27 protein-coding genes and 2 pseudogenes are annotated in these 25,680 nt (G+C 71.9%); 15 read left to right on the plus strand and 14 right to left on the minus strand.

Annotation, left to right across the window (positions count from 1 at the left end; genetic code table 11):
• Nucleotides 1-229 precede the first annotated feature (229 nt).
• The 3 genes and pseudogenes from ACFPZJ_RS32110 to ACFPZJ_RS32120 all read left to right on the plus strand — a co-directional run bounded on the left by ACFPZJ_RS32110 (nucleotide 230) and on the right by ACFPZJ_RS32120 (nucleotide 2,761).
• A pseudogene (locus tag ACFPZJ_RS32110) lies at nucleotides 230-1,293 on the plus strand (PP2C family protein-serine/threonine phosphatase).
• 58 nt (nucleotides 1,294-1,351) lie between these two features.
• Entirely contained in the window at nucleotides 1,352-1,888 is a 537-nt protein-coding gene (locus ACFPZJ_RS32115) for a MarR family winged helix-turn-helix transcriptional regulator (RefSeq protein ID WP_381029012.1), read from the plus strand.
• A gap of 141 nt (nucleotides 1,889-2,029) precedes the next feature.
• A complete protein-coding gene (locus ACFPZJ_RS32120) occupies nucleotides 2,030-2,761 on the plus strand; it encodes a hypothetical protein (RefSeq protein ID WP_381029014.1) in 732 nt (243 codons plus the stop codon).
• Here ACFPZJ_RS32120 and ACFPZJ_RS32125 read toward each other — a convergent pair whose 3' ends face one another.
• Both ACFPZJ_RS32125 and ACFPZJ_RS32130 read right to left on the minus strand, forming a co-directional pair.
• Nucleotides 2,762-3,511, minus strand: a complete 750-nt coding sequence (locus ACFPZJ_RS32125; RefSeq protein ID WP_381029016.1) for a DUF4142 domain-containing protein — start codon at nucleotides 3,509-3,511, stop codon at nucleotides 2,762-2,764.
• Nucleotides 3,512-3,796: 285 nt separating this feature from the next.
• Nucleotides 3,797-4,381, minus strand: a complete 585-nt coding sequence (locus ACFPZJ_RS32130) for a TetR/AcrR family transcriptional regulator (protein WP_381029019.1) — start codon at nucleotides 4,379-4,381, stop codon at nucleotides 3,797-3,799.
• A 129-nt stretch (nucleotides 4,382-4,510) separates the two neighbouring features.
• Here ACFPZJ_RS32130 and ACFPZJ_RS32135 point away from each other — a divergent pair, with 129 nt between their 5' ends.
• Entirely contained in the window at nucleotides 4,511-5,356 is an 846-nt protein-coding gene (locus ACFPZJ_RS32135) for a class I SAM-dependent methyltransferase (RefSeq protein WP_381029022.1), read from the plus strand.
• Nucleotides 5,357-5,406: 50 nt separating this feature from the next.
• Here ACFPZJ_RS32135 and ACFPZJ_RS32140 read toward each other — a convergent pair whose 3' ends face one another.
• Entirely contained in the window at nucleotides 5,407-6,573 is a 1,167-nt protein-coding gene (locus ACFPZJ_RS32140; protein ID WP_381029025.1) for an alkaline phosphatase PhoX, read from the minus strand.
• Nucleotides 6,574-6,860: 287 nt separating this feature from the next.
• On the opposite strand from ACFPZJ_RS32140, the gene ACFPZJ_RS32145 reads away from it, so the two are divergent.
• The gene (locus ACFPZJ_RS32145; protein WP_381029573.1) at nucleotides 6,861-7,709 is read left to right on the plus strand and encodes a class I SAM-dependent methyltransferase; all 849 of its coding nucleotides are present in this window, start codon (nucleotides 6,861-6,863) and stop codon (nucleotides 7,707-7,709) included.
• Nucleotide 7,710: 1 nt separating this feature from the next.
• On the opposite strand, the gene ACFPZJ_RS32150 is transcribed toward ACFPZJ_RS32145, so the two are convergent.
• Together ACFPZJ_RS32150 and ACFPZJ_RS32155 are read right to left on the minus strand one after the other, a co-directional pair.
• A complete protein-coding gene (locus ACFPZJ_RS32150; RefSeq protein WP_381029027.1) occupies nucleotides 7,711-8,373 on the minus strand; it encodes a response regulator in 663 nt (220 codons plus the stop codon).
• Nucleotides 8,370-9,485, minus strand: coding sequence for a sensor histidine kinase (locus tag ACFPZJ_RS32155; RefSeq protein WP_381029029.1), 1,116 nt, complete (start codon nucleotides 9,483-9,485; stop codon nucleotides 8,370-8,372). Before ACFPZJ_RS32155 ends, ACFPZJ_RS32150 begins: the two co-directional genes overlap by 4 nt.
• A gap of 227 nt (nucleotides 9,486-9,712) precedes the next feature.
• Between ACFPZJ_RS32155 and ACFPZJ_RS32160 the strand changes: the two genes are divergently transcribed.
• On the plus strand, nucleotides 9,713-10,099 hold the full coding sequence (locus tag ACFPZJ_RS32160) for a DUF6223 family protein (RefSeq protein WP_381029032.1): 387 nt from the start codon (nucleotides 9,713-9,715) through the stop codon (nucleotides 10,097-10,099).
• A 56-nt stretch (nucleotides 10,100-10,155) separates the two neighbouring features.
• On the opposite strand, the gene ACFPZJ_RS39855 is transcribed toward ACFPZJ_RS32160, so the two are convergent.
• Nucleotides 10,156-10,467, minus strand: a complete 312-nt coding sequence (locus tag ACFPZJ_RS39855) for a helix-turn-helix domain-containing protein (RefSeq protein WP_465269690.1) — start codon at nucleotides 10,465-10,467, stop codon at nucleotides 10,156-10,158.
• A 17-nt stretch (nucleotides 10,468-10,484) separates the two neighbouring features.
• Between ACFPZJ_RS39855 and ACFPZJ_RS32170 the strand changes: the two are divergent.
• The 4 genes and pseudogenes from ACFPZJ_RS32170 to ACFPZJ_RS32185 form a co-directional block, all read left to right on the plus strand.
• A pseudogene (locus ACFPZJ_RS32170) lies at nucleotides 10,485-10,784 on the plus strand (YceI family protein); the annotation flags it as partial.
• Nucleotides 10,785-11,004: 220 nt separating this feature from the next.
• Complete coding sequence (locus ACFPZJ_RS32175) at nucleotides 11,005-11,202, plus strand: hypothetical protein (RefSeq protein WP_381029035.1); 198 nt, start codon at nucleotides 11,005-11,007, stop codon at nucleotides 11,200-11,202.
• Entirely contained in the window at nucleotides 11,199-11,543 is a 345-nt protein-coding gene (locus tag ACFPZJ_RS32180) for a hypothetical protein (protein WP_381029038.1), read from the plus strand. The genes ACFPZJ_RS32175 and ACFPZJ_RS32180 overlap by 4 nt, the downstream gene beginning before the upstream one ends.
• A complete protein-coding gene (locus tag ACFPZJ_RS32185; RefSeq protein WP_381029041.1) occupies nucleotides 11,540-11,728 on the plus strand; it encodes a hypothetical protein in 189 nt (62 codons plus the stop codon). Before ACFPZJ_RS32180 ends, ACFPZJ_RS32185 begins: the two co-directional genes overlap by 4 nt.
• A 365-nt stretch (nucleotides 11,729-12,093) precedes the next feature.
• On the opposite strand, the gene ACFPZJ_RS32190 is transcribed toward ACFPZJ_RS32185, so the two are convergent.
• Genes ACFPZJ_RS32190 through ACFPZJ_RS32205 form a run of 4 tightly spaced genes read right to left on the minus strand, consistent with a single transcriptional unit; the run spans nucleotide 12,094 to nucleotide 16,413 of the window.
• A complete protein-coding gene (locus ACFPZJ_RS32190) occupies nucleotides 12,094-12,963 on the minus strand; it encodes a sugar phosphate isomerase/epimerase family protein (RefSeq protein WP_381029042.1) in 870 nt (289 codons plus the stop codon).
• A complete protein-coding gene (locus ACFPZJ_RS32195; protein WP_381029045.1) occupies nucleotides 12,960-13,979 on the minus strand; it encodes a Gfo/Idh/MocA family protein in 1,020 nt (339 codons plus the stop codon). The genes ACFPZJ_RS32190 and ACFPZJ_RS32195 overlap by 4 nt, the downstream gene beginning before the upstream one ends.
• 47 nt (nucleotides 13,980-14,026) lie before the next feature.
• On the minus strand, nucleotides 14,027-15,454 hold the full coding sequence (locus tag ACFPZJ_RS32200) for a sugar porter family MFS transporter (RefSeq protein WP_381029048.1): 1,428 nt from the start codon (nucleotides 15,452-15,454) through the stop codon (nucleotides 14,027-14,029).
• Between the two features lie 8 nt (nucleotides 15,455-15,462).
• Nucleotides 15,463-16,413, minus strand: coding sequence for a TIM barrel protein (locus ACFPZJ_RS32205; RefSeq protein WP_381029050.1), 951 nt, complete (start codon nucleotides 16,411-16,413; stop codon nucleotides 15,463-15,465).
• Between the two features lie 219 nt (nucleotides 16,414-16,632).
• On the opposite strand from ACFPZJ_RS32205, the gene ACFPZJ_RS32210 reads away from it, so the two are divergent.
• Nucleotides 16,633-17,637: a LacI family DNA-binding transcriptional regulator gene (locus tag ACFPZJ_RS32210; protein WP_381029574.1), complete on the plus strand. Its 1,005-nt coding sequence runs from the start codon at nucleotides 16,633-16,635 to the stop codon at nucleotides 17,635-17,637.
• 121 nt (nucleotides 17,638-17,758) lie between these two features.
• Here the strand turns inward: ACFPZJ_RS32210 and ACFPZJ_RS32215 are convergent, their stop codons facing one another.
• Entirely contained in the window at nucleotides 17,759-18,763 is a 1,005-nt protein-coding gene (locus ACFPZJ_RS32215) for a sugar ABC transporter substrate-binding protein (protein ID WP_381029053.1), read from the minus strand.
• A 436-nt stretch (nucleotides 18,764-19,199) separates the two neighbouring features.
• On the opposite strand from ACFPZJ_RS32215, the gene ACFPZJ_RS32220 reads away from it, so the two are divergent.
• Both ACFPZJ_RS32220 and ACFPZJ_RS32225 read left to right on the plus strand, forming a co-directional pair.
• Nucleotides 19,200-19,922, plus strand: a complete 723-nt coding sequence (locus tag ACFPZJ_RS32220; RefSeq protein WP_381029056.1) for a hypothetical protein — start codon at nucleotides 19,200-19,202, stop codon at nucleotides 19,920-19,922.
• Nucleotides 19,923-20,296: 374 nt separating this feature from the next.
• On the plus strand, nucleotides 20,297-20,920 hold the full coding sequence (locus ACFPZJ_RS32225) for a sigma-70 family RNA polymerase sigma factor (RefSeq protein WP_381029059.1): 624 nt from the start codon (nucleotides 20,297-20,299) through the stop codon (nucleotides 20,918-20,920).
• A 126-nt stretch (nucleotides 20,921-21,046) separates the two neighbouring features.
• On the opposite strand, the gene ACFPZJ_RS32230 is transcribed toward ACFPZJ_RS32225, so the two are convergent.
• Genes ACFPZJ_RS32230 through ACFPZJ_RS32240 form a run of 3 tightly spaced genes read right to left on the minus strand, consistent with a single transcriptional unit; the run spans nucleotide 21,047 to nucleotide 23,747 of the window.
• Nucleotides 21,047-21,946, minus strand: coding sequence for a metal ABC transporter permease (locus tag ACFPZJ_RS32230; protein ID WP_381029061.1), 900 nt, complete (start codon nucleotides 21,944-21,946; stop codon nucleotides 21,047-21,049).
• Entirely contained in the window at nucleotides 21,943-22,803 is an 861-nt protein-coding gene (locus ACFPZJ_RS32235) for a metal ABC transporter ATP-binding protein (protein WP_381029064.1), read from the minus strand. The genes ACFPZJ_RS32230 and ACFPZJ_RS32235 overlap by 4 nt, the downstream gene beginning before the upstream one ends.
• An 11-nt stretch (nucleotides 22,804-22,814) precedes the next feature.
• Nucleotides 22,815-23,747, minus strand: a complete 933-nt coding sequence (locus ACFPZJ_RS32240; protein WP_381029066.1) for a metal ABC transporter solute-binding protein, Zn/Mn family — start codon at nucleotides 23,745-23,747, stop codon at nucleotides 22,815-22,817.
• A 257-nt stretch (nucleotides 23,748-24,004) separates the two neighbouring features.
• Here ACFPZJ_RS32240 and ACFPZJ_RS32245 point away from each other — a divergent pair, with 257 nt between their 5' ends.
• Together ACFPZJ_RS32245 and ACFPZJ_RS32250 are read left to right on the plus strand one after the other, a co-directional pair.
• Nucleotides 24,005-24,685 carry a helix-turn-helix transcriptional regulator gene (locus tag ACFPZJ_RS32245; protein WP_381029068.1) on the plus strand — a complete coding sequence of 227 codons (681 nt, stop codon included), beginning with the start codon at nucleotides 24,005-24,007 and terminating at the stop codon, nucleotides 24,683-24,685.
• Nucleotides 24,682-25,662 carry a pyridoxal-phosphate dependent enzyme gene (locus ACFPZJ_RS32250; protein WP_381029071.1) on the plus strand — a complete coding sequence of 327 codons (981 nt, stop codon included), beginning with the start codon at nucleotides 24,682-24,684 and terminating at the stop codon, nucleotides 25,660-25,662. Before ACFPZJ_RS32245 ends, ACFPZJ_RS32250 begins: the two co-directional genes overlap by 4 nt.
• Nucleotides 25,663-25,680 lie beyond the last annotated feature (18 nt).

Genomic DNA, 25,680 nt, shown 5'->3' on the forward strand with positions numbered 1-25,680 from the left:
GCGACCCGCGTCGCCACCGACCAGCTCAACGCCCGCGCCCGACCCTGGATCTGGGGCAGACCCGCACCACCCACCAGGCGCTTACACCGCCGATATGTGTACATCCTTTGAGGAACGCAGCACTAGTGTGCGGGTCGCCCCGGCAGGGACCTTTGCATAGGCTAAAAGTGGGCGGGGCGTCTGCGGAGAAGGGCGGCTCTCGAGCGCCCGGACACCGCAGGAGTGCGACATGACCGACACGAAGCCGTCAGGAAGCTCGACGGCACTGTCCTGCATGCCGGCGGTGGTGATGGCTGTGGTCGCGGTCGCGGACCTCGTGGCCGGGCCGGATGTGGGGCTCCTGCCCTTGGTGTCGCTCGGCCCCGCGTTCGCCGGCCTGGTCGGCGGATGGCGGCGTACGGCGCTGATCGGCGCGGTGGCCCTGGTGCTGTGTGTCGGGCTCGGGTGTACGACGGCCTGTTCGGAGAGCGCCGGGGCTACACCGCGATGGTGTCGGTCGCCGGCGTGACCGGGGCGGGGATCGCGGCGGCCGTGATGCGCTCGCGCCGGGAGGCGGAACTGGCCAGCGTGCGGTCGATCGCCGAGGTCGCCCAGCGGGTACTGCTGCGACCGGTACCGCTGACCGCGGGACCGCTGCAGGCCGCGGTGTCGTACAGCTCGGCCGTCGCCGAGGCGCGCATCGGCGGGGATCTGTACGAGGTCGTTGCCTCGCCGCACGGAGTCCGGGTGATCGTGGGCGATGTGCAGGGCAAGGGGCTGGCCGCGGTGGAGACGGCGGCCGTGGTGCTCGGAGCGTTCAGGGAGGCCGCCCATGAGGCACCGGACCTGGTGGCTCTGGGGGAGCGCCTGGAACGCAGCATGACCCGCGAATTGGAAGGGGAGAAGTTCGTCACGGCGATCCTCGCCGAGATCGGTACGGACCACGAGGCCGTCTTCCTGAACTACGGTCACCCGGCCCCGATGCTCGTACGCCGCGACGGCAGCGTGGACTTCCCGCAGCCCCCGTCCTACGCCCTGCCGCTGGGCCTGGGCGCGCACAGCAGCGAAAGACCCGGCCCCCACCGTGTGCGGTTCCCGCCCGGCGAGCAGCTGTTGCTCTACACCGACGGGGTCACCGAGGCCCGTGACGAGAGCGGACGGTTCTATCCGCTCGGTGACCGCGCCCACCTTCTGAAGGACCCCGACGCGCACCGCGCCCTGCACACGCTGCGGGAGGATCTGGCTCAGCACGCCGCCGGGCCGCCCCACGACGACGCCGCCATGCTGCTCCTGCGCTACCACGGTCATGGGTAGGGAAAATCTGCTCCGGTCGGGTGCGTGGGCAAGGTCTGCGGCGCGGTAGAAAGGAGGCATGCCGGAGCAAGAAATCCCCACGGGAGCCACGGACGATGTCGATGCGGTCACCCGCGCGGTCCTGACAGCGTCCCGCCTGCTGGTGGCGGTCTCCGCCCGGTCGCTGGCCGAGGTCGAGGAGCGGGTGACGCTGCCCCAGTTCCGGATGCTGGTGGTGCTCTCCACGCGCGGTGCCACCAAGCTGGTCGCCCTGGCCGACCTGCTCCAGGTGGCGCCGTCCACCGCCATGCGCATGGTCGACCGGCTGATCGCGGCAGGGCTCGCCGACCGCAAGCCCAACCCCGGCAACCGCCGCGAAACCCTTCTGCAGTTGACCGAGGAAGGGCGGCGCACCGTGGAGTACGTGACCGCTCGGCGCAGAGCCGAGATCGCGGCGATCGTCGAACGGCTCACGCCCCGGCAGCGGGCAGCGCTCATCGAAGCGCTCACCGTCTTCAACGAGGCGGGTGGAGAGCCCCTGGCCCCCGCCCTGGGCGACAAGGAACCCCACCCTTTGGGCTGGGCGGTCGACGTCCCGGTGGCACGCGACGCCTGACACCTCCGCGGCGCTCACCGGCCCCGCTGCCCGGTCCCGGCAATGAGGGCCGCCCGTGCGTGTCCGGTCCGGGGCGCTGCGCATGATCCGGTTTTGCGTCAGGATGCGTGCGCAGGAACGACGTTGGGAGTGGAGACGCACATGCGCCGACCGCGCCGCCGGCCGCCCACGGCCGAGCCGCACTTGATGGCACATCTGCGGTCCACGGTGTGGGGGCCTGCCGAGTTCGTCGGCCTGCCGCCTTGGTGGCTGGTCGCCGAGGGGCTGGTCGCCGGAGTCCTCGGCGCCGGCGCCGTCATCGGCACCACGCTCGTGGGCGCCTGGTACGGACTGCCCGCATGGGCGGGCGGCGAGGTCGCTCTCGTGTGCTGCGCCGCGCTGGTGCTCTATCTGAGCGTGGTGCGGGCCGGGAGGGCACTGATCGGCTTGGTCGCCGTGCTTTCCGTCTGCCTCGCGTTCCAGGCGCCGCAGGCAGCTGCCGGAGTGGTGCTGGCGGAGCGCGGGCGGGTGGAGTCCGTGGTGGTGACGTCGGTGGAAGGCGGATCGGCGGCCGTCCCCGGCCGCGGACGCTACCTCTGCTCGGTCGCCGACCGGGACGGCGTGCCGCTCCAGGTCCGCATCTGGCGGGGCTGCGGGCAGACCACCCGGCCGGGCGACGCATTGGCTGTCGTGTACGACCCGAAGGGGCGGGTGCCGCCTCGGGGGGTGGCGGCCGGCGCAGGACCGTACGAGCCCCTGCGCGATCCGGCCGCCCTCGCGGCTGCCCTGGTGGGTGCCTGCGCGATCGCGGTCGTACGCTCCTACCGGCTCACGCATGTCGTCTCCGATGCCGAGGCGGGTGGGTCCGGCCGGGGCGCTGCCGAACGTCTCTGATCACCTGGCCGGGGACGGTTCCGGAGCGTTCGGAGGGTTCGTCCGCAGGTCCCGCAGGTCCTCGGGGATGTTCAGGGTCAGGACCGGGGATCCCGGCTGCGGAGGCGGCGGTGTCGTCTGCTCCTTGGGGAGTTTGGCCGGGCTGCTCTGCTGGAAGTTGACCTGCTCGTGGTTCACGTAACCGGTCTTCTCCAGCACGGTGATGTGGTCGAGCACCGTGTCGTTGGCCTGGTCGGCCAGTTGCCGCACCAGGGTGTTCCTCGTACTCGCGCGGATTTTCGCGATGACGGGGAAGATCTGGCCGTGGGTGACGCGCATGATGTTCACGGCGATGGAGTCGAACTCCCTGCCGCTGCTGGACTCGACCGTCGACACGAACTGCTGTTGCTGCGGTGATGCCTGGTTCGGCAAGGTGATGCCCAGCTCGATGGCGATCTTGCGGCAACTGGCGTCGAGCCGGCCGTGGCCGACGACCAGGTGCTCACCGGCCTCCTTCATCTCGGGCGTTGTGCCTCGCTGCATCGTCAGCATGCCCAGGGGATGCTCCCACAGCCCGGCCGCGCGCACCTTGACCACGAAGTCGCGGTCCGCCTCGGTGAGCGGGCCGTAGCTGGTGTTGGCGATGATGCGTTCCTGCGAGTTCGCCGTGTTCTCGATTCCGACCATGGCGGGGTAGGCGAGGGCGGCGAGGGTCAGGCCCATCGCGCCGAACACGACGACGCGGCCTAACTTGGCGGGGGAGATCGGCATCGGAGCCTCCTGGTCGGGACGGGTTCGCCAGGAGATACGGACGGGCGGAGACGATCCCTTCATTGCGCTGAGTAAAATTTGCACACTGCTATATGGCGTGCGTCACACGGGGGTGGGCGTGGTGGGTGGCTGAGCCGCCCTGGCCCGCGTGGCTCGCAGTCGCGTACCGGCACAGTGTCGGCAGGCGGACGTGCGGGCCGGTGGGCGCGCGCGAGCGGACCGCCCTCGCTGTGGCTGCGGAAGGCGCAGGCGCTGGACTTACTGCGGCGCGCTGGGGTTGTTCCTCTAGACGGTCACCAAGGCGGCCACCAGGCGCGTGAGGGACGGCCGTGGGTCAGGCGTGCCCGGCCAGCTGGTCATCAGGAGATGGTGGGCGGTGCCGACGATGGCGAGGGCCACGGTCGGCGGGTCGACGGTGTCCGCCACCCGGCCGAGCTTCTGTTCGTCCTTCAGGTAGCCGGTGATGGCCTCTTGGATCGCGTGGAAGCCGGGCGCCCCGCCTTCCAGGGCCTCTCGGATGCGCAGGGCGGCCGCGGGGCGGGTCATGGCGAGGCCCGACAGGGCGGGGCCATGGGAGTCGAACAGTGCGAGGGCGACGCCGTCGAGATTCCCCGCCACTGTGCCCTGCCCGGCGAGTCCCGGCAGCGCCCGCGCCTTCGCCGCCGTCCGCGCGAACCGGTCGAGGCAGAGCTCGGCCAGGAACTCGTCGAACCCCACGAAGTGGGCGTGCAGCAACCCCTTGGCGCAGCCGGCCTCGGCGGTGACGGACCGGCTGGTGAGCGCGCCGGGTCCGCCCTTCTCCACGACGCGCTCGGCGGCCGCGAACAGCCGCTCGCGTACGTCCGGCGTCGCCACTCCGCGCGGTGACATGGGTCGCTCTCCCGTTCCGTCTCTAGGGGCACGCCTTCACGGAATCGTAGCGGGGATTGCCAGTTTGGGCACGCGCCCATACTGTTTGGGCGTACGCCCATTCTCCGTCATCCACCACAGGAGGAACCCGTGCCGGACGTCGTCAACACCGACCAGGCTCAGGCGTGGAACGGCCCCGAAGGCACCCACTGGGCCCGCAACCAGGACCGCTGGAACGCCGTGAACGAGGGCTTCAACGAGCCGCTGCTCGATGCCGCCGGGATCAGCCTGGACCACCGGGTCCTCGACCTCGGCTGCGGCTCCGGGCAGACCACGCGCCTCGCCGCACTCCGGGCACCCCGAGGGCGCGCGCTGGGCCTCGACCTGTCCGCCCCGATGCTGGCCGAGGCGCGGTCCCGAGCGGAACGTGAGGGCATCACCAACGCCTCCTTCACACAAGGCGACGCGCAGATGTACCCCTTCCGGGCGGACGCGTTCGACGCCGCCATCAGCCGCTACGGGGTGATGTTCTTCGCCGATCCCGTGGCGGCCTTCGGCAACGTCGGCCGAGCGCTGCGCCCCGGCGGGCGCCTGGCGTTCGTCTGCCCGGCCGACGCCAGGCTCAACGGCTGGGTGACGGCAGTGGCAGCACTGCGCGACTTCCTGCCGGTCGGTGACTTCGGGAGGCCGGGGCTTCCCGGCATGTTCTCCCTGGCCGCTCCCGACCGCATCCGTGACATCCTCACCGCGGCTGGGTTCACCGACATCACCGTCAACCAGGCGCAGGCATACGGGACATGGGGACACGGACCCGAGGACGCGGCGGAGTTCCTGCTGGCAACCGGCCCCGGTCGCCACCTGCTGGAGCGGGCCGACGCGACTGCACGGGCCCGCGCCCACCGCACCCTGACGGACCATCTGCGCGACCATGTGGCAGCGGACGGCACGGTGCGGCTGCGCAGCACGTCGTGGCTGGTCACAGCGGACCGCCCTTGAACGACCGGGGCGGGGCGTTGTGCGCCGCCCCGACCGTCAGCGGTGGTCGGTCAGGCGGTGGTGCGGAACGGGCCGGTGACCTCGTAGGTGATGCCGCCGGAGGAACTGCCGGACGTACCGCGCTGGCTGGAGAAGTACAGCCGCTTGCCGTCGGGCGAGAACGCCGGGCCGCAGATCTCCGAGCTCGACTGGCCGGTGATCCGCAGGAAGGGGGCGATGATGTCGTCGGGGGTGATGACGCAGATCTCCATGGTGCCGCCGTCCTCGGCGACGAACAGGTCTCCCGAGGAGCTGCCGGTGACGTTGTCGACGCCGGTCAGGGGAGCCGTGCCGTTGGTGACCAGGCTGTCGTCGTAGGCCAGTTCGTAGGTGCTGTTGAGCAGGTCGAGCTGCCAGACGCGGTTGTCGCCCTTGGTGGTGAACCAGACGGTGTCGTTCGCGTAGTGGCAGCCCTCGCCGCCGTTGAAGATCTTGGCGCCGGAGACCTGGTCACGGGTGGAGGTGGGGGAGCCGTCGGGATCGGGCACGTTCACCCAGGTGAAGGGGCCGGAGGTGCCCGTGCCGGCCTTGAGCACCTGCAGAGTGCCGGAGGACAGGTCGCCCCAGGTGGTGGGGACGAACCGGTAGAAGCAGCCGTCCGACTCGTCCTCGGTCAGGTAGATCACCTTGCGCACCGGGTCGGCCGCGGCGGCCTCGTGGTTGAACCGGCCCATCGCGTCGCGGCGGACGGCGGGCTTCACGCCCCACGGGTCGGTCTCGTAGACGTAGCCGCGGCTGACCTCCTCACAGGACAGCCAGGTGTTCCACGGGGTGGCCCCGCCCGCGCAGTTGCGGTTCGTGTTCGACAGGATGCGGTAGGCGCCCGTGACGGTGCCCGAGGAGCTGAACCTTACGGCGCTCGCGCCGCCGGTGGAGGAGATCTCGGAGTTGGAGACGTAGATCCAGCCGGTGCCGTCGGCGAAGCACGCTCCGCCGTCGGGGGCGCTGTGCCAGGTGTAGGAGGTGCCGGGAACCGTCTGGCCGGAGCGGGCGATGACCCGGCTGGTGAAGCCGCTGGGCAGCATGATCCCGTTGGCGTCGGCGGCCAGCAGGCCACCGTAGGGGCCGGCGCCGTTCTGTGCGGGGGCCGCGTAGGCGGCGCCGTGCATGAGTGTGCCGCCGAAGGCGGCGGCCGAGGTGCCGAACACCGCACCACGCAGGAAATTGCGACGTTCCACCGCTACTCCTTCATCCGGGAAGGGGCGAACGCTGACTCGTTGAGCGCCGCCGACTGGTCACCGGGACCCTAGGGCTGTCGACCCGCAGCGGTCAGGGGCCCTTGGACCAACTCTCGCCGACCAACTGGTGAGCAGACATGCGGGAGAAACGACAAGTCCGTCGCCAAATGAACAAGGAGCAAATCCTCGTGGGCCGCGTAGTGCCGGAGGGCGGGACGGCGGGGTATCGGGACGGAGCGCCGGGACCGAGGACTGTGACAGAGGACGGTGTGAAGGTGGGGGGCGAAGTGGTGGCCGGCTGGGAGTGGGACGACACGTTGTTCTCCGGGGCAGCCCCCTACTACCAGCGCGGGAGGCTTCCCTACGCGCCCGGTCTGGCGGACGTGCTGGCCGGGGCCCTGGGGCTCGACGGGCGGGGGCGGCTCCTCGACGTGGGCTGTGGGCCGGGGACGCTCGCCCTGAGCCTCGTGCATCTGTTCCGCGAGATCGTCGGCGTCGACCCGGACAGGGAGATGATCGCCGAGGCGAGGCGGGGCGCCGCCGAGCGAGGAGTCACCGAGAAGGCGCGGTGGGTGCAGGCCCGGGCCGAGGAACTGCCCGCGGGACCGGGGACGTTCAGCGTGGCCACGTTCGGCCAGTCCTTCCACTGGATGGACCGCGACCTGGTGGCGGCGACCACCAGGGGCTTGCTTCGGCCAGGCGGAGCCCTGGTGCACATCTCGGACCTGAAGACGGAGACCCGAACCGTCGACGGGCTGCCGCATCCGGCCGTGCCCTACGCGGCGATCGAGGAACTGGTCAGGCAGTACCTGGGACCGGTACGACGGGCCGGCCAGGGGGTGCTGGCGCACGGCACACCCGGCGGGGAGGCGGCGGTGCTCGCCCGGGCGGGATTCTCCGGCCCGCACAGGCATGTCGTTCCGGGCGGGCAGGCGCTGGAGCGCACGTGCGACGACGTCGTCGCCTGGACGTTCTCGATGTCGTTCTCCGCTCCGCACCTGTTCGGCCCGCGTCGCGACGCCTTCGAGACGGACCTGCGCCGGGTGCTGCTCGACGTCTCCGCGTCGGGCCGGTTCTCCGAACGGGGACCGAGCACCGAGGTCTTCGTCTGGCGGAACGGCGCCGCCGGGGGCTGAGTCAACAGGTGCGTGGCGTGACCAGGCCCGACTCGTAGGCGAAGACCACGAGTTGAGCCCGATCACGGGCGTGGAGCTTGGTCATGGCCCGGTTGACATGGGTCTTCGCGGTCATCGGGCTGATCACCATGCGGTCGGCGATCTCGTCGTTGGACAGGCCCTGCGCGACCAGGGCGACGGCCTCGCGTTCACGGTTGGTGAGCTCTTCCAGCCCGGCGCCGGTGCCGATGCCGAGCGGCTGGCTGACGTACCTGTTGATGAGCTTGCGGGTGATCGAGGGGGCGAGCAGGGCGTCTCCGCGCGCGGCGACGCGTACGGCGTGCAGGAAGTCCTCCGGGACGATGTCCTTGACGAGGAATCCGGCGGCGCCGGCGCGCAGCGCGTCGAAGACGTGTTCGTCCAGGCCGTAGTTGGTGAGGATGACGACGTGCACGCCGGCCAGCGCCGGGTCCGCGGCGATGCGCCGGGTCGCCTCGATCCCGTCGACGACCGGCATCCTGATGTCGACGAGCGCGATGTCGGGCAGGTGTTCCCTGGCCAGGGCCAGGCCCTCCTCGCCGTCGGCGGCCTCGGCCACCACCTCGATGTCGTCCTCCAGGTCGAGGAGCGCGCGGAATCCGCTGCGCAGCAGCGGCTGGTCGTCGACCAGCAGGACCCGGATCACGGCGTCCGGTCCACGGGGAGTTCGGCCTGGACGGTGAAGCCGCCCCCGTCGCGCGGTGCGGCGCGCAGCCGGCCGCCGAGCGCGGTGACGCGTTCGCGCATGCCGAGCAGTCCGACGCCGGGCACGGGGGCGGCGCCGGGCGCGGCCTTGCCGTCGTCGTCGACGCGGACCGCGAGAGTGTCCGGACGGCAGTCGATCCGCACCGCGGCCGTGGCCGCGTCCGCGTGACGGGCGATGTTGGTGAGCGACTCCTGCACGATCCGGTAGACGGTCCGGTCCACCGCGGCCGGCACCTCGGGTCGCCGTCCCTCGATCGTCAGCGTCGCGTCCAGGCCGATGGCACGGGCCCGTTCCACCAGTTCCGGGACGTGGTCGAGCCCGCGCGGCGGGGCCGTGTCGTCGTCGCGCAGCGCCTGCAGCGTCGCGCGCAGCTCCCGGGTCGCCTCACGCCCGGCCTCCTGGATCGCCAGCAGCGCCTCCGGCACCTGTTCACCACGCTTGCGGGCCACATGGACGGCGACCTCGGCCTGCACCTTGATGACCGAGATCTGGTGGGTGAGCGCATCGTGCAACTCCCGTGCGATACGCAGCCGTTCCTCGTCGGCACGGCGCCGCGCGGTCTCCTCGCGGGTGCGCTCGGCCTCGTCGGCCCGCCGCTCGGCCTGCCGCAGTGCTTCCCCCGCGGCGCCGGCGGCGATCAGCCAGGCCAGTTCCAGGGCACCCCGGGCCCGCGCGAACGCCTCGCCCGTGTCGTGCAGGCCCGAGGCGAGGGCCGCGAGGGGGAGAGCGGCCAGCACGGCCACGCTCACCACGACCGTGGCGAAGCGGTGTCCCGCCCGTACCGCCGCGTACACGGCGAACAGGTATGCGACGGCGGGTACGTCGAAACCGGCCGCCTGGTACCCCACCGCGCACAGCCCGGTGACGGCCAGGACGGGGAGCGGCGCGCGGCGGCGCGCGGCCAGCGCCAGCCCGCCGGCCGTCAGCAGCGCATAGCCGAGCAGGTCGAGATGCGTGGCGGTGTGCCGCCCGGACACCCCGGTGATCAGCAGCGTCGCCGCCACGCCGACGGCGATCGCCCCGTCCCCGACTCCGAACCGTCCCCTGCCCATGCGCGCACCTTAGCCCGGACGTCCGCGCGGGCGACTCCTGCGCGGGGACGATCGTCCGGCTACCCCGAACGCGGTACTCGCGCGGCGCTCTGCGGCGTCCGCGGGAGCCGGACGCGGCGTCGACGGCAGCGCGAAGTGTCCGCGTCCGCCGGACGACCGGGGGTGGGCCCGGCGGACATGATCGGGCGACGTCCTGTCGAGGAGAAGTCGAGGAGAAGGAGCACCCGATGTCGGTCGCCTCCGTGTTCGCCGCACCTGCCGCCGCCGCCCACGTCGCGGTCCAGCCGGCCGCCGCCGGTTTCTACACCATGAGCCCCGGGCGACTCGGGTCCACCACGGCCGCGCTGGTGGCGCTGGTCGGCGTGGTCGTCGGCGGGCTGGCCCTGGCCCGCTCCACCGGTCTCTCCCGCCCCGGCGCCCTGCGCGGCAGGGCCCTGCTGGCCCTGGCCGCCGGGCTCTTCGGCATGCTCCTCGGTGGCGTGGTCGCGGCCACCGCCGACGGTGGCCTGGGAACCGGCAACGGGCTGGGCGGCGCCCTCGTGGCCCTGGTGGTCGGGCTGGCCAGCATGGTCCTGGGCGGGCTGGGCCTGGCCCGGTCCCGCCGCACCGGCTGACACCTCGAACCTGCCCGGTACCGCCTTGTCGACCGGTATGCGTCCCGTGCGGTCCCTCAGCCGCGATAGCTGCGCAGCTTCCGGTAGAGCGTCGCCCGGCCGATGCCCAGGGCCGCCGCGGTACGGGCCTTGTTGCCGCCGGGCCGGCGCAGGGCCTCCAGGATGGCGGTGCGCTCGGCGTGCTCCATGGGGCTGAGCGGCCGGGGCGCGGGGCCTTCGCGTACGGGATCCGGCAGCTCGGCGCGCCGGACGGGCCCCGTCACCCTGCGCCGTTCCGCCAAGGAGCGGACCAAGTGAGCGAGTTCGCTGACGTTGCCGGGCCACGGATGGCGCTCCAGGGCGCGCAGGACCTCCAGCGTCCAGGGCAGTGGTGGATGCCGGGGGCTTCGCCTACCGCGGCGGCGGCAAGTGGATGCTCATGGGCACCCTGACCATGCACGGCGTCAGCCGCTCGGTGCCCCTGGACACCACCATCTGGGCACGGTCAACGGGGGCTACGGCGAGGAATTGCGCTGCGCGGTGCTGGCCACGGCGGAGCCGCACCGCGAGGACTGCACGCTGATCCCGGGTCCATGCTGGCGCCGGCATCGCCGTGGTCGGTCCGACGGTGCAGCTGGAATATGAAAGGTCCCCGCATGTCAACCGTGCAGTACTAGCCAGAACGGCCAGAAGGCACAGTTGGTGAAGGCCACGTCTACAGGCAGTGTTCGACCATCAGTCGAAGAAAGGTCCGGGTCGATGGCTTGTCGGTGAGTGGCCGTAGGGCTCTCCCTTGTCGAGTGCTTGCTGGACGAGCTGGGAGAGCGCGCCGATCTGCGACGGCAGGCGCCGACTCCACATCACCCGCGCCTGTCTCACTCCTGCCGCCCCGGCTTCGGGCGGCGGCCAACCGAAAGGCACCAGCCGTGTCCGACACCCAGCCCGAGACGAAGCGGCGCCCGACCGCCCGCGAGGTTCTCAGCGACATGTCCGAACGGATCCTCGCCACCCGGTACGCCGGGCAGGTACGCCCCGTCGTCATCGAACGCGCCCTGATGCCGACGGCCGCAGCCGACGACCGCCGCACCCGCACCGCATCCCAGCGTGCAGGAGGCCGGCCGTGACAACCCACCCGCAGCACTCGCCCCGGGCAGCCCGCCGCGGCAAGCACGCGCCGTGCCCGAAGCAGCACGAGCGCGCCCACCGCCAGGACGCCATCGAAGCACTCCTGAAGCGGGGCGTTCGTGGCATGCTCACCAGCCCCGAAGCGGCCCTGCTCGCGGTGTATTGGCGGGCCGAGCGGTGTCTCGCCGAAAGAAGCCGGCAGATCCTCGGCGACAACGCCCGCGCCCTCCAGCGGCACCCCGGAGCCGCCGACGACGAGATCCGGTGCCTCGAGGCCCGTATGGAGGAGCTGCTGGCCGCCCGTGGGCGAGACGCTGAGGCGGGGGAGCCTGCCGCGTGAGACGACCCCGGCCCGTCGGCACATGCCCCACCGGAAAGCTGCGCTTCCGCGACCGCATCGCCGCCCTCCTCGCCCTCGGCCGCATCGACAACGCCGACCCCCGCCGCGCCGAGAAGCGCGCCTATCGGTGCCACCTCTGCCACGGTTGGCACCTCACCAGCAAGCCGATGAGAGGGAAACGATGACCGGCCTTGGCCGTCAGCCTTCGGCAGCGCATCGCCCAGGCCAGCCAGCGGTCAAGGCAGCACCACTTGGGGCGTGGTGGCCGACGCTGTCCTCACCGAACTCGAACGCGCCGGGCTCAGTCTGCACGGGCCCGACGAGAGCAGCCGGAACCGGCGAGCAGCTTGCCCTGGAGGTCGGACTTCCCAGCGCCGGCCCCCACCCGGAGGTGGAGGCACGCACCCACTGGGAGCACCGCGGCCCCGGTCGGTGGGAGCCCGGGCTTCGCCGGGCATCGCTCACCTCCCCGGGCTCCTCCCGCAGGAGCCGGCCACGAGGGCGTCGCAGCCGTGTGCCGCTGCGACACCCCGGTTGCCCGGTCCCTCTCCTACGCGGCGAGTTCCTTGCGGATGCGGTCCAGCATGAACGCCGAGGACTCCCGGGCCCGCTCCTCCCAGGCGAAGACGCAGGCCGTCGCGACACCGTCGAAGTCCAGCTCGCGCAGGGTGCCGAAGAAGGCGTCCCAGTCGACCTCGCCCTGGCCGATGTCCAGGTGCTGGTGGATGCGGGCCGGGGTGCCGGGCGGGTTGAGGATGTAGCGCAGGCCCGAGGAGCCCTTGTGGTTGAAGGAGTCCGCGATGTGCACGTGCTTCAGCTTGTCGCCGGCGTAGCGCATCATCGCGGCGATGTCCGCGCCCACCTGCGAGGGACCCGACAGGTGGAAGGTGTGCGGGGCGCAGTACAGGTAGTTCACCCAGGGCTTGTTGATCGCGCGGACGAGGTCGACCGCGGGGGTGTTCTCCTCGCAGAAGTCGTCCGGGTGCGCCTCCAGGTTCAAAGCGATGCCTTCACGCTCGAACACCGGCAGCAGCTCCTCCATCGAGCGCCAGAACGCCGCCTCGCTCTCGGCGGCGCGCTCCGGGCGGCCGTTGAACTCCGAGTTCATCAGCGGGCATTCCAGCTCGACCGTGATCTCGATCATCCGCTTCCAGTAGCGGATGGCGGCCTGCCGCTCGGTCTCGTCCGGAGAGGACCACTTGTACAGCGGGAGCACGGAGGACAGCTGCACGCCGTGCGTGCGCAGGGCCCTCTTGAACTCCGCGACCCGCTCGTCGTCCGCCCGGGGATGCAGGAAGAACGGCATGAAGTCGTCGCGTGGCGACAACTCGATGTACTCGTAGCCGAGTTCGGCGACGGTGCGCACCATCTCGTCGAGCGGCAGCGCGCGGAACATGTAGGGGTCGAGGGCGATCTTCATGCGGTGCCTCCGTAGAAGGCCGGGCGGGGCTTCATGTCGACGGTGACGACGGTGCCGTCGGACTCCAGGGAGCGCACGGCGGCGTCGGTGATGACGGTGGCGGCGTAGCCGTCCCAGGCGTTCGGCCCGGTGGGCTCGCCCCCCGTGGCGATGGCGTTGATCCACTCACGGAACTCGGTGTCGAAGGCGTCCACGAACCGGCCCTTCCAGTCCTGCAGGACGGCCGTGCCGTGCCGTCCGGCCGTGCGGACACCGACCGCGGCCGGGTCGGGCAGCCGCACCAGGCCGTCCTCGCCGACGATCTCGCACTGGATGTCGTAGCCGTACTGGCAGTTGACGAAGACCTCGAGGTCGACGCGGACACCGCTCTGCGTCTCGAAGAGCATGATCTGCGGGTCCTTCAGGTGCGCGAACCGCTTGCTCGTGGCGCGCGGGGTGATCACCTGGGCGGAGACGATCTCGTCGTCGAGCAGCCAGCGCAGGGTGTCGATCTCGTGCACCGCCGTGTCCTGCGCGGCCATCGCCGAGTGGTACGCGTCGGGAACGGTCGGGTTGCGGTGCGCGCAGTGCGCGATCAGCGGGGTGCCGAGGGAACCGGAGTCGAGGAGGTCCTTCATCTGGCGGTAGCCCGCGTCGAAGCGGCGCATGAAACCGACCTGGACCAGGCGGCGGCCGTGGGCGCGCTCGGCGTCGACGATGCGCAGGCAGTCCTCGGCGGTCGTCGCCAGGGGTTTCTCGCAGAACACCGGTTTGCTAGCGGCGATGGCGTTCAGGACGTGCTCGGCGTGGGTGGGGCCCCAGGAGGTGACGAGAACGGCGTCCACCTCGGGGGAGGCGATCAGGTCGGCGCCGGTCGGGAACGCGGTGGCGCCGACCCGGGCGGCGACCTCCGCCGCTCGGGCGGCGTCGAGGTCGGTCACGGCGGTCACGGCGGCACCGGTGACGACCTCGGTCAGGCGCCGTATGTGGTCCTGCCCGATCATTCCGGCGCCGATGACGCCTACACGTACGGTCATGTCCATTTCCTTCGACAAAGGGGATCAGGTCCCTCGACACAGGGGGATCAGGAGAAACGGGCGCGCAGTTCGGCCTCGAGGGTCTCGAGCGTGCGGCCCTTGGTCTCGGGGACGTAGAGCTTCACGAACGTGAGGGACACCAGGCCCACCGCGACGAACAGGAAGAAGGTGTTGGAGATCCCGATGCCGGACACCAGCGACGGGAAGACCAGACCGATCACGAAGTTGGTCAGCCACAGCACGACGGCCGCGACGCCCATCCCGAAGCCGCGCATCCGCATGGGGAAGATCTCCGACAGCATCAGCCAGGTCACCGGGGAGATCGCGCCCTGCTGGAAGGCGAGGAAGGTGACGGTCATGGCGAGCACGGCGTACGCGCGCCCGTCACCGGCGGGCAGCGCCAGCGAGAAGACGCCGATCAGCAACAGCGCGGCGGTCGTGCCGAGCTGACCGATCATCAGCATGGGGCGGCGGTTGACCCGGCCCAGCAGCCAGATGCCGACGAAGGTGGCCAGCACCGAGATCACACCGTTGGCGATGTTCGCCGTCAGCGCGCTATTGGCGGCGAAGCCCGCGTCGGTGAGGATCTGCGTGCCGTAGTACATGATCGTGTTGACGCCGGTGATCTGCTGCACGATGGCGATGCCGAACCCGACGAACATCAGCCGGCGCACCCACGGCACCGCCCTGATGTCCTGCCAGCCGCCGAGCTTCTCCCGCTCGTCCTTGACGGCCAGCGCGGACACCTCGCTCAGCTCGGCCTCGGCCCGCTGCCGCGAGCGCACCTGCCGGAGCACCTCCAGGGCGTCGGAGAAGCGGCTCTGCGAGGCCAGCCAGCGCGGGCTCTCCGGCATGACCAGCATGCCGAACCACAGCACGACGGCCGGCAGGGTGGCGATCACCAGCATCCAGCGCCACACGCCGCCGGACTCGCCGCCCACCCGCGCGATGATCGCGTTGGAGGTGAAGGCCAGCAACTGCCCGCTGACGATCATGAGTTCGTTGCGGGTGACGAGCGCGCCGCGCCGCTCGGCGGGGGAGATCTCCGCGAGGTAGACGGGCACGGTCACCGAGGCGCCGCCCACCGCGAGACCGAGGACGAACCGGGCCACGACCATGACCGCGGTGGTCGGGGCAAGGGTGCAGCCGAGCGCGCCGACGAAGAACAGCACGGCCAGCGTGAGGATCGTGCGCCGCCTGCCGCGCGCGTCCGACAGCCGGCCGCCGGCCACGGCGCCGAGCGCGGCGCCCAGCAGCAGCGAGCTGGTGACCATGCCCTCGGTGACCGGGGTCAGCCCGAGGTCGTCGGTCATGTAGGGCAGGGCACCGTTGATGACACCGGTGTCGTAGCCGAAGAGGAGTCCGCCGAAGGTGGCGATGACGGTGATGACCCTCAGCCGCCGCCGGACCGCGGGAGGCCCGTCGTCGACGAGGGTGGCGGGCGTGGTGGGTTTCGTGTCGTCCGTGATGTCCATGGGGCCTCCTAGCGCGTCAGCTTCGGGCGCCGGGTGCCCGTCAGACCGCAGCCGGCCAGGTGCTCACGGGTGCGCAGAGCGATGGGGAGCGGCACGTCGGGTGCGCACGGGTACAGGTCCTGCTCGACGATCACGAACAACTCGGCGCCCAGCTCGGCGAGTTCGGCGACCACGTCACCCGGGTTCGGCACCCCAGCGGGCGGTGTCACGCACACGCCGCGCTTGACGGCCTCGCCGAAGGAGAGGTCCTCGGCGGCGACCTGGGCCAGGACCGTCGGGTCCATCTGCTTGATGTGCACATAGCCGACGCGCTCGCCGAACCGGCGGATCAGGTCGATGTTGTCACCGCCGCCGTAGGCCACGTGCCCGGTGTCCAGGCACAGGTTGGTGTACCGGCCGTCGGACTCGTTCAGCAGCCGCTCGATCTCCGGCTGGGTCTGGATGTGGCTGTCGGCGTGCGGATGGACGACGAGGCGTACGTCGTACTCGTCGAGCAGGAGCTTGCCGAGCCGGTCGGCCCGTGCGCCGAAGCCGGCCCACTGCTCGGCGGTCAGCTCGGGCGACTCGGTGAAGGCGCCGGTCTTCTCGTCCCGGTACATCGGCGGGATGAGGACCAGGTGGTGGGCTCCTGCGGCGGCGGTCAGCGTGGCCACCTGGCGGACGTGCGCGAGCATCTCGTCCCAGGCCTCGGGGCGGTGCAGCGCGCCGAAGGCGGTGCCGCCGGAGACCTGCAGGCCGCGCGCGTCGAGCTCCTCCCTCAGACGCCGCGGATCGGTCGGCAGGTAGCCGTACGGGCCCAGCTCCAGCCACTGGTAGCCGGCCTGCGCGAGCTCGTCGAGGAAGCGGGTGTACGGGACCTGGTGTTCGTCCTCGGGGAACCAGACGCCCCAGGAGTCGGGGGCGGAGCCGAGACACAGATTGCCCGCGACGATCGGGAGCGGGGAAGGCGCCGTTGCCATGGCGAGTCCTTTGGGGAGGGTGCGCGGAGATCCGCGGATCCAGGGATCCTCAGATCGTGTCTGGCGCGCTCTACTAGAGCGCTCTAGACGAGTACGATGAGCCCTGTCCAAATGTCATGTCAATAGCTTGTTGCGGGAAGATTGCGGGACGGCCCGTAAGGTGGGCGGCGGCGAAGGGTGGATGCACAGGTGGACGGATCGAGCGGGCGGCGGCCCACGATGGCGGACGTCGCCGAGAAGGCGGGTGTCTCCCGGGCGCTGGTCTCGATCGTCTTCCGCAACCAGCCGGGCGCCAGCCAGGAGACCCGCGAACGGGTGCTGCGCGTCGCCGACGAGATCGGCTACCGCCCCGACAACGCCGCCCGGTTGCTGGCCCGTGGCCGCAGCCGCACCCTCGGCGTGATGTTCACCGTGCACCAGACGTTCCACACCAACCTCATCGAGGGCATCTACCCGGAGGCCGAACGGCTCGGCTACGACGTGCTGCTCTCCGCGGCGGCCCAGGCCCGCAGCGAGGCCAAGGCGGTCGAGGCGCTGCTCGGCCACCGCTGCGAGGCGGTCATCCTGCTCGGCCCCGACGCGGAGGCCGCCTACCTCGACGAGCTCGGCCGCCGCACGGTGACCGTCTCCGTCAGCCGCCGAGTCCCCCATGCCCGCGTCGACTTCGTGCACTCCGCCGAGGCCAAGGGCATACGCCAGGCCATGGACCACCTCGTGGAACTCGGGCACCGCCGCATCGTGCACATCGACGGCGGCCGGGGCCCCGGCTCCGCCGAGCGGCGGCGCGCCTACCGGTCCGCGATGCGCCGCCACGGGCTGGAGTCGGAGGTGCGGGTGATCCCCGGCGACCACACCGAGCAGTCCGGCATCGAGACGGGCCATCTGCTCCTGGCGGAGCGGGACCGCGGCCTGCCGCTGCCGACCGCCGTCCTCGCGGGCAACGACCGGTGTGCGTGGGGCCTGTTGATGATCCTGACCCGGTCCGGCGTCGACGTGCCGCGCGATCTGTCCGTCGTCGGCTACGACGACAGCCACCTCTCCCACCTGATGCCGATCGGGCTGACCACCGTCCGCCAGGACGCCGCGCTCATGGCGGAGCACGCCGTGCGGTTCGCCGTGGAGCGGCTGGAGAACCGGGCGCTGGAGCCGAGGGAGGCGGTGGTGGACCCGAAACTGGTGGTCCGGGGCACCAGCGGGCCGGCTCCCGAGGAGCCGGCCTCCTGACGGCCTGGCAGGCCTTCCGGCGCGGTCGCGTCCGGATGTCCGCCGCTTTCGCTGTCCGGACAGCGCAGCGGGGCCGTCCGCGCCCCGTCGCCGGCGCGAACGACCCCGCCTGTCCTGGTGCCTAGCGCGTTCCCTTCTCCGCGAACTTGGCGATGGTGTCGACGTTGTCCTTGGTCACGAAGGCGGGTCCGGTGAGCACCGGAGCGGTGCCGCCTCCGCTGAAGTTCCCGTTGGTCTTGTACAGCCACAGGGAGTCCACGGCGAGGTAGCCCTGCAGGTACGGCTGCTGGTCGACGGCGAACTCCACGCTGCCGTCCTGGACGGCCTTCACCAGGTCCTTGTTCAGGTCGAAGGTCGCGACCTTGGCCTTGCTGCCCGCGTCCTTCACCGACTGCACACCGGTCAGCGCGAAGGGTGCGCCGAGCGTGACCACCTGGTCGATGGAGGAGTCCTTCTGGAGCTTGGCGGTGAGCGTGGACTTCACGGACGGCATGTCGGTGCCGTTGACGTAGAGGTTCTCGGTCGTGCCCTTGAAGCCCTTCTTCAGACCGGCGCAGCGCGCCTCCAGCGCGACCTGCCCCTGTTCCTGGATGACACAGACGGCGTGCTTGGCGCCCATCTGGCTGAGCCGCTCACCGAAGGCCTGGCCGGCGATGTTCTCGTCCTGACCGAAGTACTCGAGCATGCCGAGCTGCTGCCAGTTGTCCAGTCCGGAGTTGAAGCCGACGACCGGGATACCGGCCGCCTTCGCCTTGGCCACCACGTCCTTCATCGCGTCCGGCTTGGCGGCCGTCAGCGCGATGCCGTCGACCTTCTGGTCGATGGCGTTCTGCACCAGGTTGGCCTGGTTGCCGGCGACCGGATCGCTGGAGTAGACGAGCTTGACGTTGTCCTTCGCGGCGGCGGCCTGGGCGCCCTTGCGGATCAGGTCCCAGAAGGTGTCACCGGGGGCCGCGTGGGTGACCATGGCGATGGTCATGCGGGGCGTGTTCGCCTTGCCCGCGGCGGCCTCCGTGCCGCCTTCGTCGGACTTCTTGCCACCGGACCCGCTGGAGCAGGCGGTGGCGAGCAGGGCCGCGGCGAGGGCGGTGGCGGTCAGGGCGGCGGCTCGGTGGTGTCTGTGCATGTCCCTTGCACCTCTGTGCTGGTCGGGGCGGGAGTCGGTGTGTGGGGGGGCTTCGGTCGGCTCTGGGCATTCCGAGTGGGCCGTGTGGCCCTGCGGGGTGGGGGAGCGGATGGCGCTGCCCCGGGCGGCGGGAGCGTATGCGGGGTGGTCCGGGGTGAGGACCATGCGTCCGTCGGGTGACTAGAGCGCTTTATTAGCGCGCTCTAGTGGCAGGTACTATGCGGCGGCCCGCAGGGGATGTCAACAGCTTTGTCATGACGTTCCAACAAAAGACGGTGACAGTCCCGCCGACGATGGTGCGGACCCCGAGAATCCCCTGGGTGCCCTGGGTGTCTCCCCGGCCGTGCGCGAGCCACCTGGCCGTGGTTGAGTGCCGCCCGGCGCGATTGCGTACTCATGCGTGACACGCCGGGTCCGGATGCGAGGATGAGGCGCCATGACGGCAGGGTGGTGTGCTCGCGCGACACGGGCCGCGGTGTTCGCGGCCGTCTGTGTCGTGCTCGCCGCCCTGGGCCACGTCATGATGTCCGGCGACCATGTGCCGCCGCCGACGCTGGCCGTCGGCTGGGCCGTGACCGGAGTCGCCGGCTGGTGTCTGGCGGGCCGTGAGCGCGGACTCGCCATGATCGTGACCGTCGCCGTCGCCGCCCAGACGCTCCTGCACTCGGCCTTCTCGCTGACGCCCCAGGCGTCGACGGCGGCCGCCCGCGGGACGGCGGGCGGCGGCCCGGGGCCCCTGGACATGGGGTCCACGGGACCGGCGGGAGCCACGGAACACCACACCGCCTCCCTGACCATGACCCCGCCTGCGCCGGCGCCCGTGTCGACGGGCGGTGGGCACGGCATGGGCGGTCACCTGGGGCACGCCGGGGATTCCGTACCCGGTGACTCGTCGCTCGGCATGGTCGCCGCCCACCTGCTGGCCGCCCTGCTGTGCGGCCTGTGGCTGGGGTACGGGGAGCGGGCCGCCTTCCGCCTGCTGCGCGCCGTGGGCGGCCGGCTGACCGCGCCGCTGCGGCTGCCGTTCGCCCTGCCCGCGCCGCCCGACCGGCCGCGGGTACGGGTACGGCGGGCCCGCTCCGACCGGGCGCCGCGGCTGGTTCTCCTCGTCCACGCGATCACGTCCCGGGGCCCGCCCGCGGGAGCCGCTGCCATCTGACGGCAGCCGGCATCACCCGGGGCCGCCGACGCGTGCCCCGGGTCTCGGCCGTACGCCTGGACACCCGCCCGCCGCTGTGTCGGTGCGGGCCGGGCGAGCCGTACGGCCGTAACCCCCCGCTCACCGGACCGCGCGTCGATGCGGAAGCGGACGCGGACCTCTACGCGTACACGTCCGCACAGCACACGCACACGCCCAGGCCGTCCGTCGTGCATCGGCACGCCCAGGCCGTCGCGCACACGCGCACGGCACCGGCCGCCGTGCACACGCACGGGCCCAGGCCGCCCTGCCCGCCCGCACGCACGGGGCCGCGGGCACACACACGCGCGCGTGCCCGCGGCCCGCGGTCCCGGACATCCCGAGAAGGACACCAGGTGATCATTCCTGCTCAGCCCACCTCGCACGAGAGAACCGAGCCGCCGGTGACGGCCGACGAGTCGACGACCGCATGGGCGCTGGCCGCCAGGAGCGGCGACCCGGACGCCGTCGACCACTTCGTCCGGGCCCTGCACCGCGACGTCATCCGGTACGTCGCCCATCTGTCCGCCGATCCGCAGGCCGTGGACGATCTGGCGCAGGACACGTTCCTGCGGGCGCTGGGCAGCCTGCACCGGTTCGAGGGCCGCTCCTCGGCCAGGGTTTGGCTGCTCGCCATAGCCCGGCGTGCGGTGGCCGACAGTCACCGGTACACCGCCGTACGGCCTCGCCCGGCCGATGTGCCGGACTGGCAGCTGGCGGTCGAGCTCGCCCAGCCGCGCGGGCTGCCCGGGTTCGACGACGGCATCGCGCTGCTGGACCTGCTGGACTCGCTGCCGGACGAGCGGCGGGAGGCGTTCGTCCTCACTCAGCTGCTCGGACTGCCGTACGCGGAGGCGGCCGCAGTGAGCGACTGCCCCGTCGGCACGGTCCGTTCGCGCGTGGCCCGTGCCCGGGCGGCGCTCACCGCCCTGCTCGCCGAGGCGGAGCCCTCCGCGCCGTCGCCGTCGGCGGTGGTCTGAGGCGAGGGGTGTCGGCGCCGTGCGGCCGGGCGGCGCCGACACCCCTGTCCTGACGCCCCGCACACCGTCGGCGACCGCACCGGCCGCCCCGCAAGGCGCCCCTCCGGTAGTGCAGGGAGCCCCGACTCAGCCCGCCGGCCGGACACCGGCCCGCACCGGCCGCGCCGCCCTGGCTCCCCATCGCCGCACGCGGTACCTGCCGGCCATCCGGCACACCGCGTAGACCGTGAACGAGATGGTGGTGACGTACGGGCTGATCGGGATGCTGCTGCCCAGCGCCAGGAGGATGCCGCCCTCGATCGAGACCACGGCGAAGAGCACGCTGAGCGCGGGCAGCAGCACCGGCGAGGCGGTGACCCGGGCGGCGGCCGCAGCCGGGGTGACCACGAGGGTCAGGACCAGCAGCGCGCCGACGACCTGCACGGACAGGGCCACCGCGAGCCCCAGCACGAGCATGAACGCGAAGGACAGCGCCCGCACCGGCACGCCGCGCGCCCGGGCGACGTCCGGGTCCGTGCTGGCGAAGGCCAGCGGGCGCCACATCACGGCCAGGGCGACGAGCACCAGGGCCGAGGTGCCCAGCAGCCAGGACATCTGCGGGGTGTCCACGGCGACGATCTGCCCTGTGAGCAGGCCGAACTTGTTGGCCGCGCGGCCCTTGTACAGGGCGAGGAAGAGCACGCCCAGACCGAGGCCGAACGGCATGATGATGCCGATCACCGAGTTGCGGTCCCGGGCCCGTGCGCCCAGCACGCCGATGGCGCCGGCCGCGAGGAGCGAGCCGACGATCGAGCCGGCCACGATGTTCACGCCGAGCAGCAGTGCCGCCGACGCGCCCGCGAAGGACAGCTCGCTGATGCCGTGCACCGCGAAGGGCAGGTCCCGCATCAGGACGAACACCCCGGCCAGCCCGCCCACGAGCCCCAGGGCGACACCGGCGACGAGGGAGTTGCGGACCAGGGCGAGGAGTTCCCCGTAGTGGTCGAAGGTGAAGATCTGCTGCCAGACCCCGTCGGCGAGCGTCATGGGCGGACTCCGTCGGTCTCGTGGACGGTCGGCGGGTGGTGCGGCGGCGCGGCGGTCTCCTCGGGCGCTCCGCAGACCACGATCCGACCGCGGACGCGGACCACGTCGACCTGGGTGCCGTACAGCCGCGACAGCGACTGCGAGGTCAGCACCTCGTCCGGGGTGCCGATCCGGTGTCCGCCGGGCGCGAGGTACAGCACCCGGTCGACCGGCCCCAGCACCGGGTTGATCTCATGGGTCACGAACACCACCGCCGTGCCGTGGGAGCGGCGCCGGGCGTCGATGAGCGCGGTGACCGCCCGCTGGTGGTGCAGATCGAGGGAGAGCAGCGGTTCGTCGCACAGCAGGATGCGCGGGTCGGTGGCCAGGGCCTGCGCGATGCGCACCCGTTGGCGTTCCCCGCCGGAGAGCATGCCGAGGGGGACGTCGGCGTACGCCGCGGCCCCGACCGCGTCGAGGATCTCCGCCACCCGGCGACGGGTGGCGCCCGTGCGCCGCGGCGGGCCGAAGCGGTGCCCGTCGATTCCGAACCGCACCAGGTCACGGGCGCGCAGCAGCGCCTGCGCGGACAGTGCCGCCTGCTGCGGGACGTAGCCGACGTACCGGCCGGCCTCGCGGGCGGGCCGGCCGAGGACCGTGAGCGTGCCGGCGGACAGGGGCCGCTGCCCCAGCAGGGCACGGACGAAGCTGGTCTTGCCCGCCCCGTTCGGGCCGAGCACGGCCAGGAACTCCCCGGGCCGCACCTCGACGTCGAGGCCGCTCCACACCGTGCGCTCTCCGTAGGACAGGGCCGCCCCGCGCAGGCTGATCACCGCCGGACCGGTACCGGCCCGGCGGGGCGGAGGTGCGGAGGCCATGTCCCGGGCCCTCACGTGCCGAGCGCGCTCGCGAGCGCGTCGACGTTGGCGGTCATCCAGCCGAGGTAGTCCTCGCCCTTCGGCAGCGTCTCGGTCACGGGCACGACGGGCACTCCGGCCGCCTTGGCGGCCTGCTCGGCCTTCTGCGTCTGTGGACCGGAGGTCTGCTCGTTGTAGACCAGCGCGCGGACCTTCCTGCCGGTGAACAGTGCGAGGGTCTCCTGGAGGACCCGTGGGGAGACGTCGTCGCCCTCCTCGATGGCCTCGCTGTACTGCGCGGGCGTCCGGTTGACCAGGCCGCTCGCCTCGATCATGTACAGCGGCACGGGCTCGGTGATGGCCACCGCCGTACCGCCGTACTCCTTCTTGATCCTCGCCTCCTGGGCCTCCAGCGGTGTGAGCCTCGCCTTGAAGGCGGTCGCCCTCTTCCTGAAGGCGGCGGCGTCGGCGGGGTCGGCCTGCCCGAGGGCGGCGGCCACCCGGTCGGCGATCCTGGCGACGGTGGGGAAGTCGTACCAGACGTGCTCGTTGAGCTCGCCGCCCCGGGGAGCCGTCCTGCCGGACACCTTCACGGCGTTGATCACCTCGGCGGAGTCGTTGTGGCCGCTGTTGAGCATCCGGTCGACGAAGTCGTCGTAGCCGCCGCCGTTCTCGACGACGACCTTCGCCTTGGACAGTGCCAGCTGGTTCTGCACGTCGGCCTCGTAGCTGTGCGGGTCCTGGTCGGGGTCGCTGATGACCGAGGTGACGTCGACCCGTGAGCCGCCTATCCGCCGCACGATGTCGCCGTAGACGTTCGTCGAGGCGACCACCGCGACCTTGGCGGAGCCGGCCGGTTCCGCCGCGCCGCCGCTCCGGGAGTCCGAGGAGCCGCCGCAGCCGGTGAGCAGGGCCAGACAGACGCCGGTCAGCAGCGCCGGACGCCAGGACGGGGACAGGGGCATGGGTCCTCCATGACGGGTGCACGGGAGTGCGGGGCGGACGTCACGCTAGATGAAGATGAATGTCAAGAGCGCGTTCTGGCCGAAGTCATGTGAAAACCATTGCCAAGTGTTGGTGATGCCCGGACGGCCGGTCCGCCTGGACTGCCTGTCTGGGCGCCTGGACTGCCCGCCTGGGCTGCCTGTCTGGACTTGCTGGACTAGGAGTCCAGCTCCTGGACGTGTAGTCTAAGTTTCGGTCGAAGGAAAGGAGGTGCCTCATGGCGGGCGAACAGGCCCTGGAAGCCGAGCGCGACGCGATCCTCGCCGCGCTCGCGCCGCTGGTCGACGGGATCGCCGCGACCTTCGGCCCGGTGTGCGAGGCGGTGCTGCACGACTACCGGCGCCCGGAGCGGTCGGTGGTCGCCGTGGCCGGGTCGGTGACCGGGCGGACCGTGGGCGGCGCGATGAGCGAGATCGGCATGCGTGTGCTCGCCCGCGGCGACGAGGCGGCCGACGAGCTCAACTACGTCACCCGCACCCGCGAGGGGACGCTGCTGAAGTCCTCCACGATGGTGCTCCGGGACTCCATGGGGTCCGTGTTCGGCGCTCTGTGCCTCAACGTGGACGTCACCGCCGTGGACCGGGTCCACCGCCTGCTCGGCGCGTTCGCCGGACTCGACGGCGACCCGGCCGAGCCGCCGACCACCACCTTCGGCAACGACATCGACTCGGTCGTCGACGCCCTCGTCGACGCCCACCGGCACAAGAGCTGGGCGGAGCTCGACCGTGCGGAGCGCCTCGCGCTGTTCCGCGGTCTCGACGCGCGCGGCGTCTTCGCCGTACGGCGCGCGATCGAGCAGGTCGCCGCCCGGCTCGGCATCTCCCGCGCGTCCGCCTACAGCTACCTCGCGCAGGCCCGGGCCGCGACCGACACGACTTCCCACGGAGGACACGCGTGACGACCACCACCCCACCGGTGACCCTCGACGACGTCCGCGGCGCCGCCGCCCGGCTCCGGGGCGTCGCGCACCGCACCCCGGTGCTGCGCTCCCGCACCCTGGACGCGCTCGTCGGCGCCGAGGTGTTCCTCAAGTGCGAGAACTTCCAGCGCGTGGGCGCCTTCAAGTTCCGCGGCGCCTACCACGCGGCCTCCCGGCTCGACCCCGGCCGTCTGGCCCGGGGCATCGCCGCCTACTCCTCCGGCAACCACGCCCAGGCCGTCGCCCTGGCCGCCCGCGAACTCGGCACCACCGCGGTCATCGTCATGCCCGAGGACGCCCCGCCGTCCAAACGGGCGGCCACCGAGGAGTACGGCGCCGAGATCATCACGTACGACCGCTACAGCGGTGACCGCGTCGCGATCGCCGAGGCACTCGCCGCCGAGCGCGGGCTGACGCTCATCCCGCCCTACGAGCACCCGCACGTCATCGCGGGCCAGGGCACCGTCGCCCTCGAACTGCTCGAAGAGGTCGGCGAGTTGGACGCTTTGATCGCGCCCGTCGGCGGCGGCGGACTGATCGCCGGCAGCGCCACTGCGGCCAAGGGCCTGTACACCGGGATCCGGGTGATCGGCGTCGAACCGGAGGCCGGGGACGACACCAAGCGCTCCCTGGAGGCAGGCCGCCGCGTCAGCATCCCCGTCCCGCACACCATCGCCGACGGCCAGGCGCTGCACACCCCGGGAGAACTGACCTTCTCCCTGAACCGGCGGCTGCTCGACGGGATCGTCCTGGTCGGCGACGACGAGATCCGGGAGGCGATGCGGTTCGCCTTCGAACGCCTGAAGATCGTCGTCGAGCCGAGCGGCGCCACCCCACTGGCCGCGCTGCTCACCGGCCGCACCGGCCCCCTCCCGCGCCGGGTCGGCGTGATCGTCTCCGGCGGAAACATCGACGCCGGGCGCTTCACACGGCTCTGCGGGCCCGGCACCCCCTGAATGGCGCCCCCGGCCGGG

This window comes from Streptomyces bullii, assembly GCF_042657145.1.
In the GTDB taxonomy this organism is placed as follows: Bacteria; Actinomycetota; Actinomycetes; order Streptomycetales; family Streptomycetaceae; genus Streptomyces; species Streptomyces bullii.

Bases quoted from the DNA above. Each gene is read 5' to 3' on its own strand.
- ACFPZJ_RS32115 (WP_381029012.1), top strand. From the start codon at position 1,352: ATGCCGGAGCAAGAAATCCCCACGGGAGCCACGGACGATGTCGATGCG.
- ACFPZJ_RS32120 (WP_381029014.1), top strand. From the start codon at position 2,030: ATGCGCCGACCGCGCCGCCGGCCGCCCACGGCCGAGCCGCACTTGATG.
- ACFPZJ_RS32125 (WP_381029016.1), bottom strand. From the start codon at position 3,511: ATGCCGATCTCCCCCGCCAAGTTAGGCCGCGTCGTCGTGTTCGGCGCG.
- ACFPZJ_RS32130 (WP_381029019.1), bottom strand. From the start codon at position 4,381: ATGTCACCGCGCGGAGTGGCGACGCCGGACGTACGCGAGCGGCTGTTC.
- ACFPZJ_RS32155 (WP_381029029.1), bottom strand. From the start codon at position 9,485: ATGGGCAGGGGACGGTTCGGAGTCGGGGACGGGGCGATCGCCGTCGGC.
- ACFPZJ_RS32160 (WP_381029032.1), top strand. From the start codon at position 9,713: ATGTCGGTCGCCTCCGTGTTCGCCGCACCTGCCGCCGCCGCCCACGTC.
- ACFPZJ_RS32190 (WP_381029042.1), bottom strand. From the start codon at position 12,963: ATGAAGATCGCCCTCGACCCCTACATGTTCCGCGCGCTGCCGCTCGAC.
- ACFPZJ_RS32195 (WP_381029045.1), bottom strand. From the start codon at position 13,979: ATGACCGTACGTGTAGGCGTCATCGGCGCCGGAATGATCGGGCAGGAC.
- ACFPZJ_RS32200 (WP_381029048.1), bottom strand. From the start codon at position 15,454: ATGGACATCACGGACGACACGAAACCCACCACGCCCGCCACCCTCGTC.
- ACFPZJ_RS32205 (WP_381029050.1), bottom strand. From the start codon at position 16,413: ATGGCAACGGCGCCTTCCCCGCTCCCGATCGTCGCGGGCAATCTGTGT.
- ACFPZJ_RS32210 (WP_381029574.1), top strand. From the start codon at position 16,633: ATGGCGGACGTCGCCGAGAAGGCGGGTGTCTCCCGGGCGCTGGTCTCG.
- ACFPZJ_RS32215 (WP_381029053.1), bottom strand. From the start codon at position 18,763: ATGCACAGACACCACCGAGCCGCCGCCCTGACCGCCACCGCCCTCGCC.
- ACFPZJ_RS32220 (WP_381029056.1), top strand. From the start codon at position 19,200: ATGACGGCAGGGTGGTGTGCTCGCGCGACACGGGCCGCGGTGTTCGCG.
- ACFPZJ_RS32230 (WP_381029061.1), bottom strand. From the start codon at position 21,946: ATGACGCTCGCCGACGGGGTCTGGCAGCAGATCTTCACCTTCGACCAC.
- ACFPZJ_RS32235 (WP_381029064.1), bottom strand. From the start codon at position 22,803: ATGGCCTCCGCACCTCCGCCCCGCCGGGCCGGTACCGGTCCGGCGGTG.
- ACFPZJ_RS32240 (WP_381029066.1), bottom strand. From the start codon at position 23,747: ATGCCCCTGTCCCCGTCCTGGCGTCCGGCGCTGCTGACCGGCGTCTGT.
- ACFPZJ_RS32245 (WP_381029068.1), top strand. From the start codon at position 24,005: ATGGCGGGCGAACAGGCCCTGGAAGCCGAGCGCGACGCGATCCTCGCC.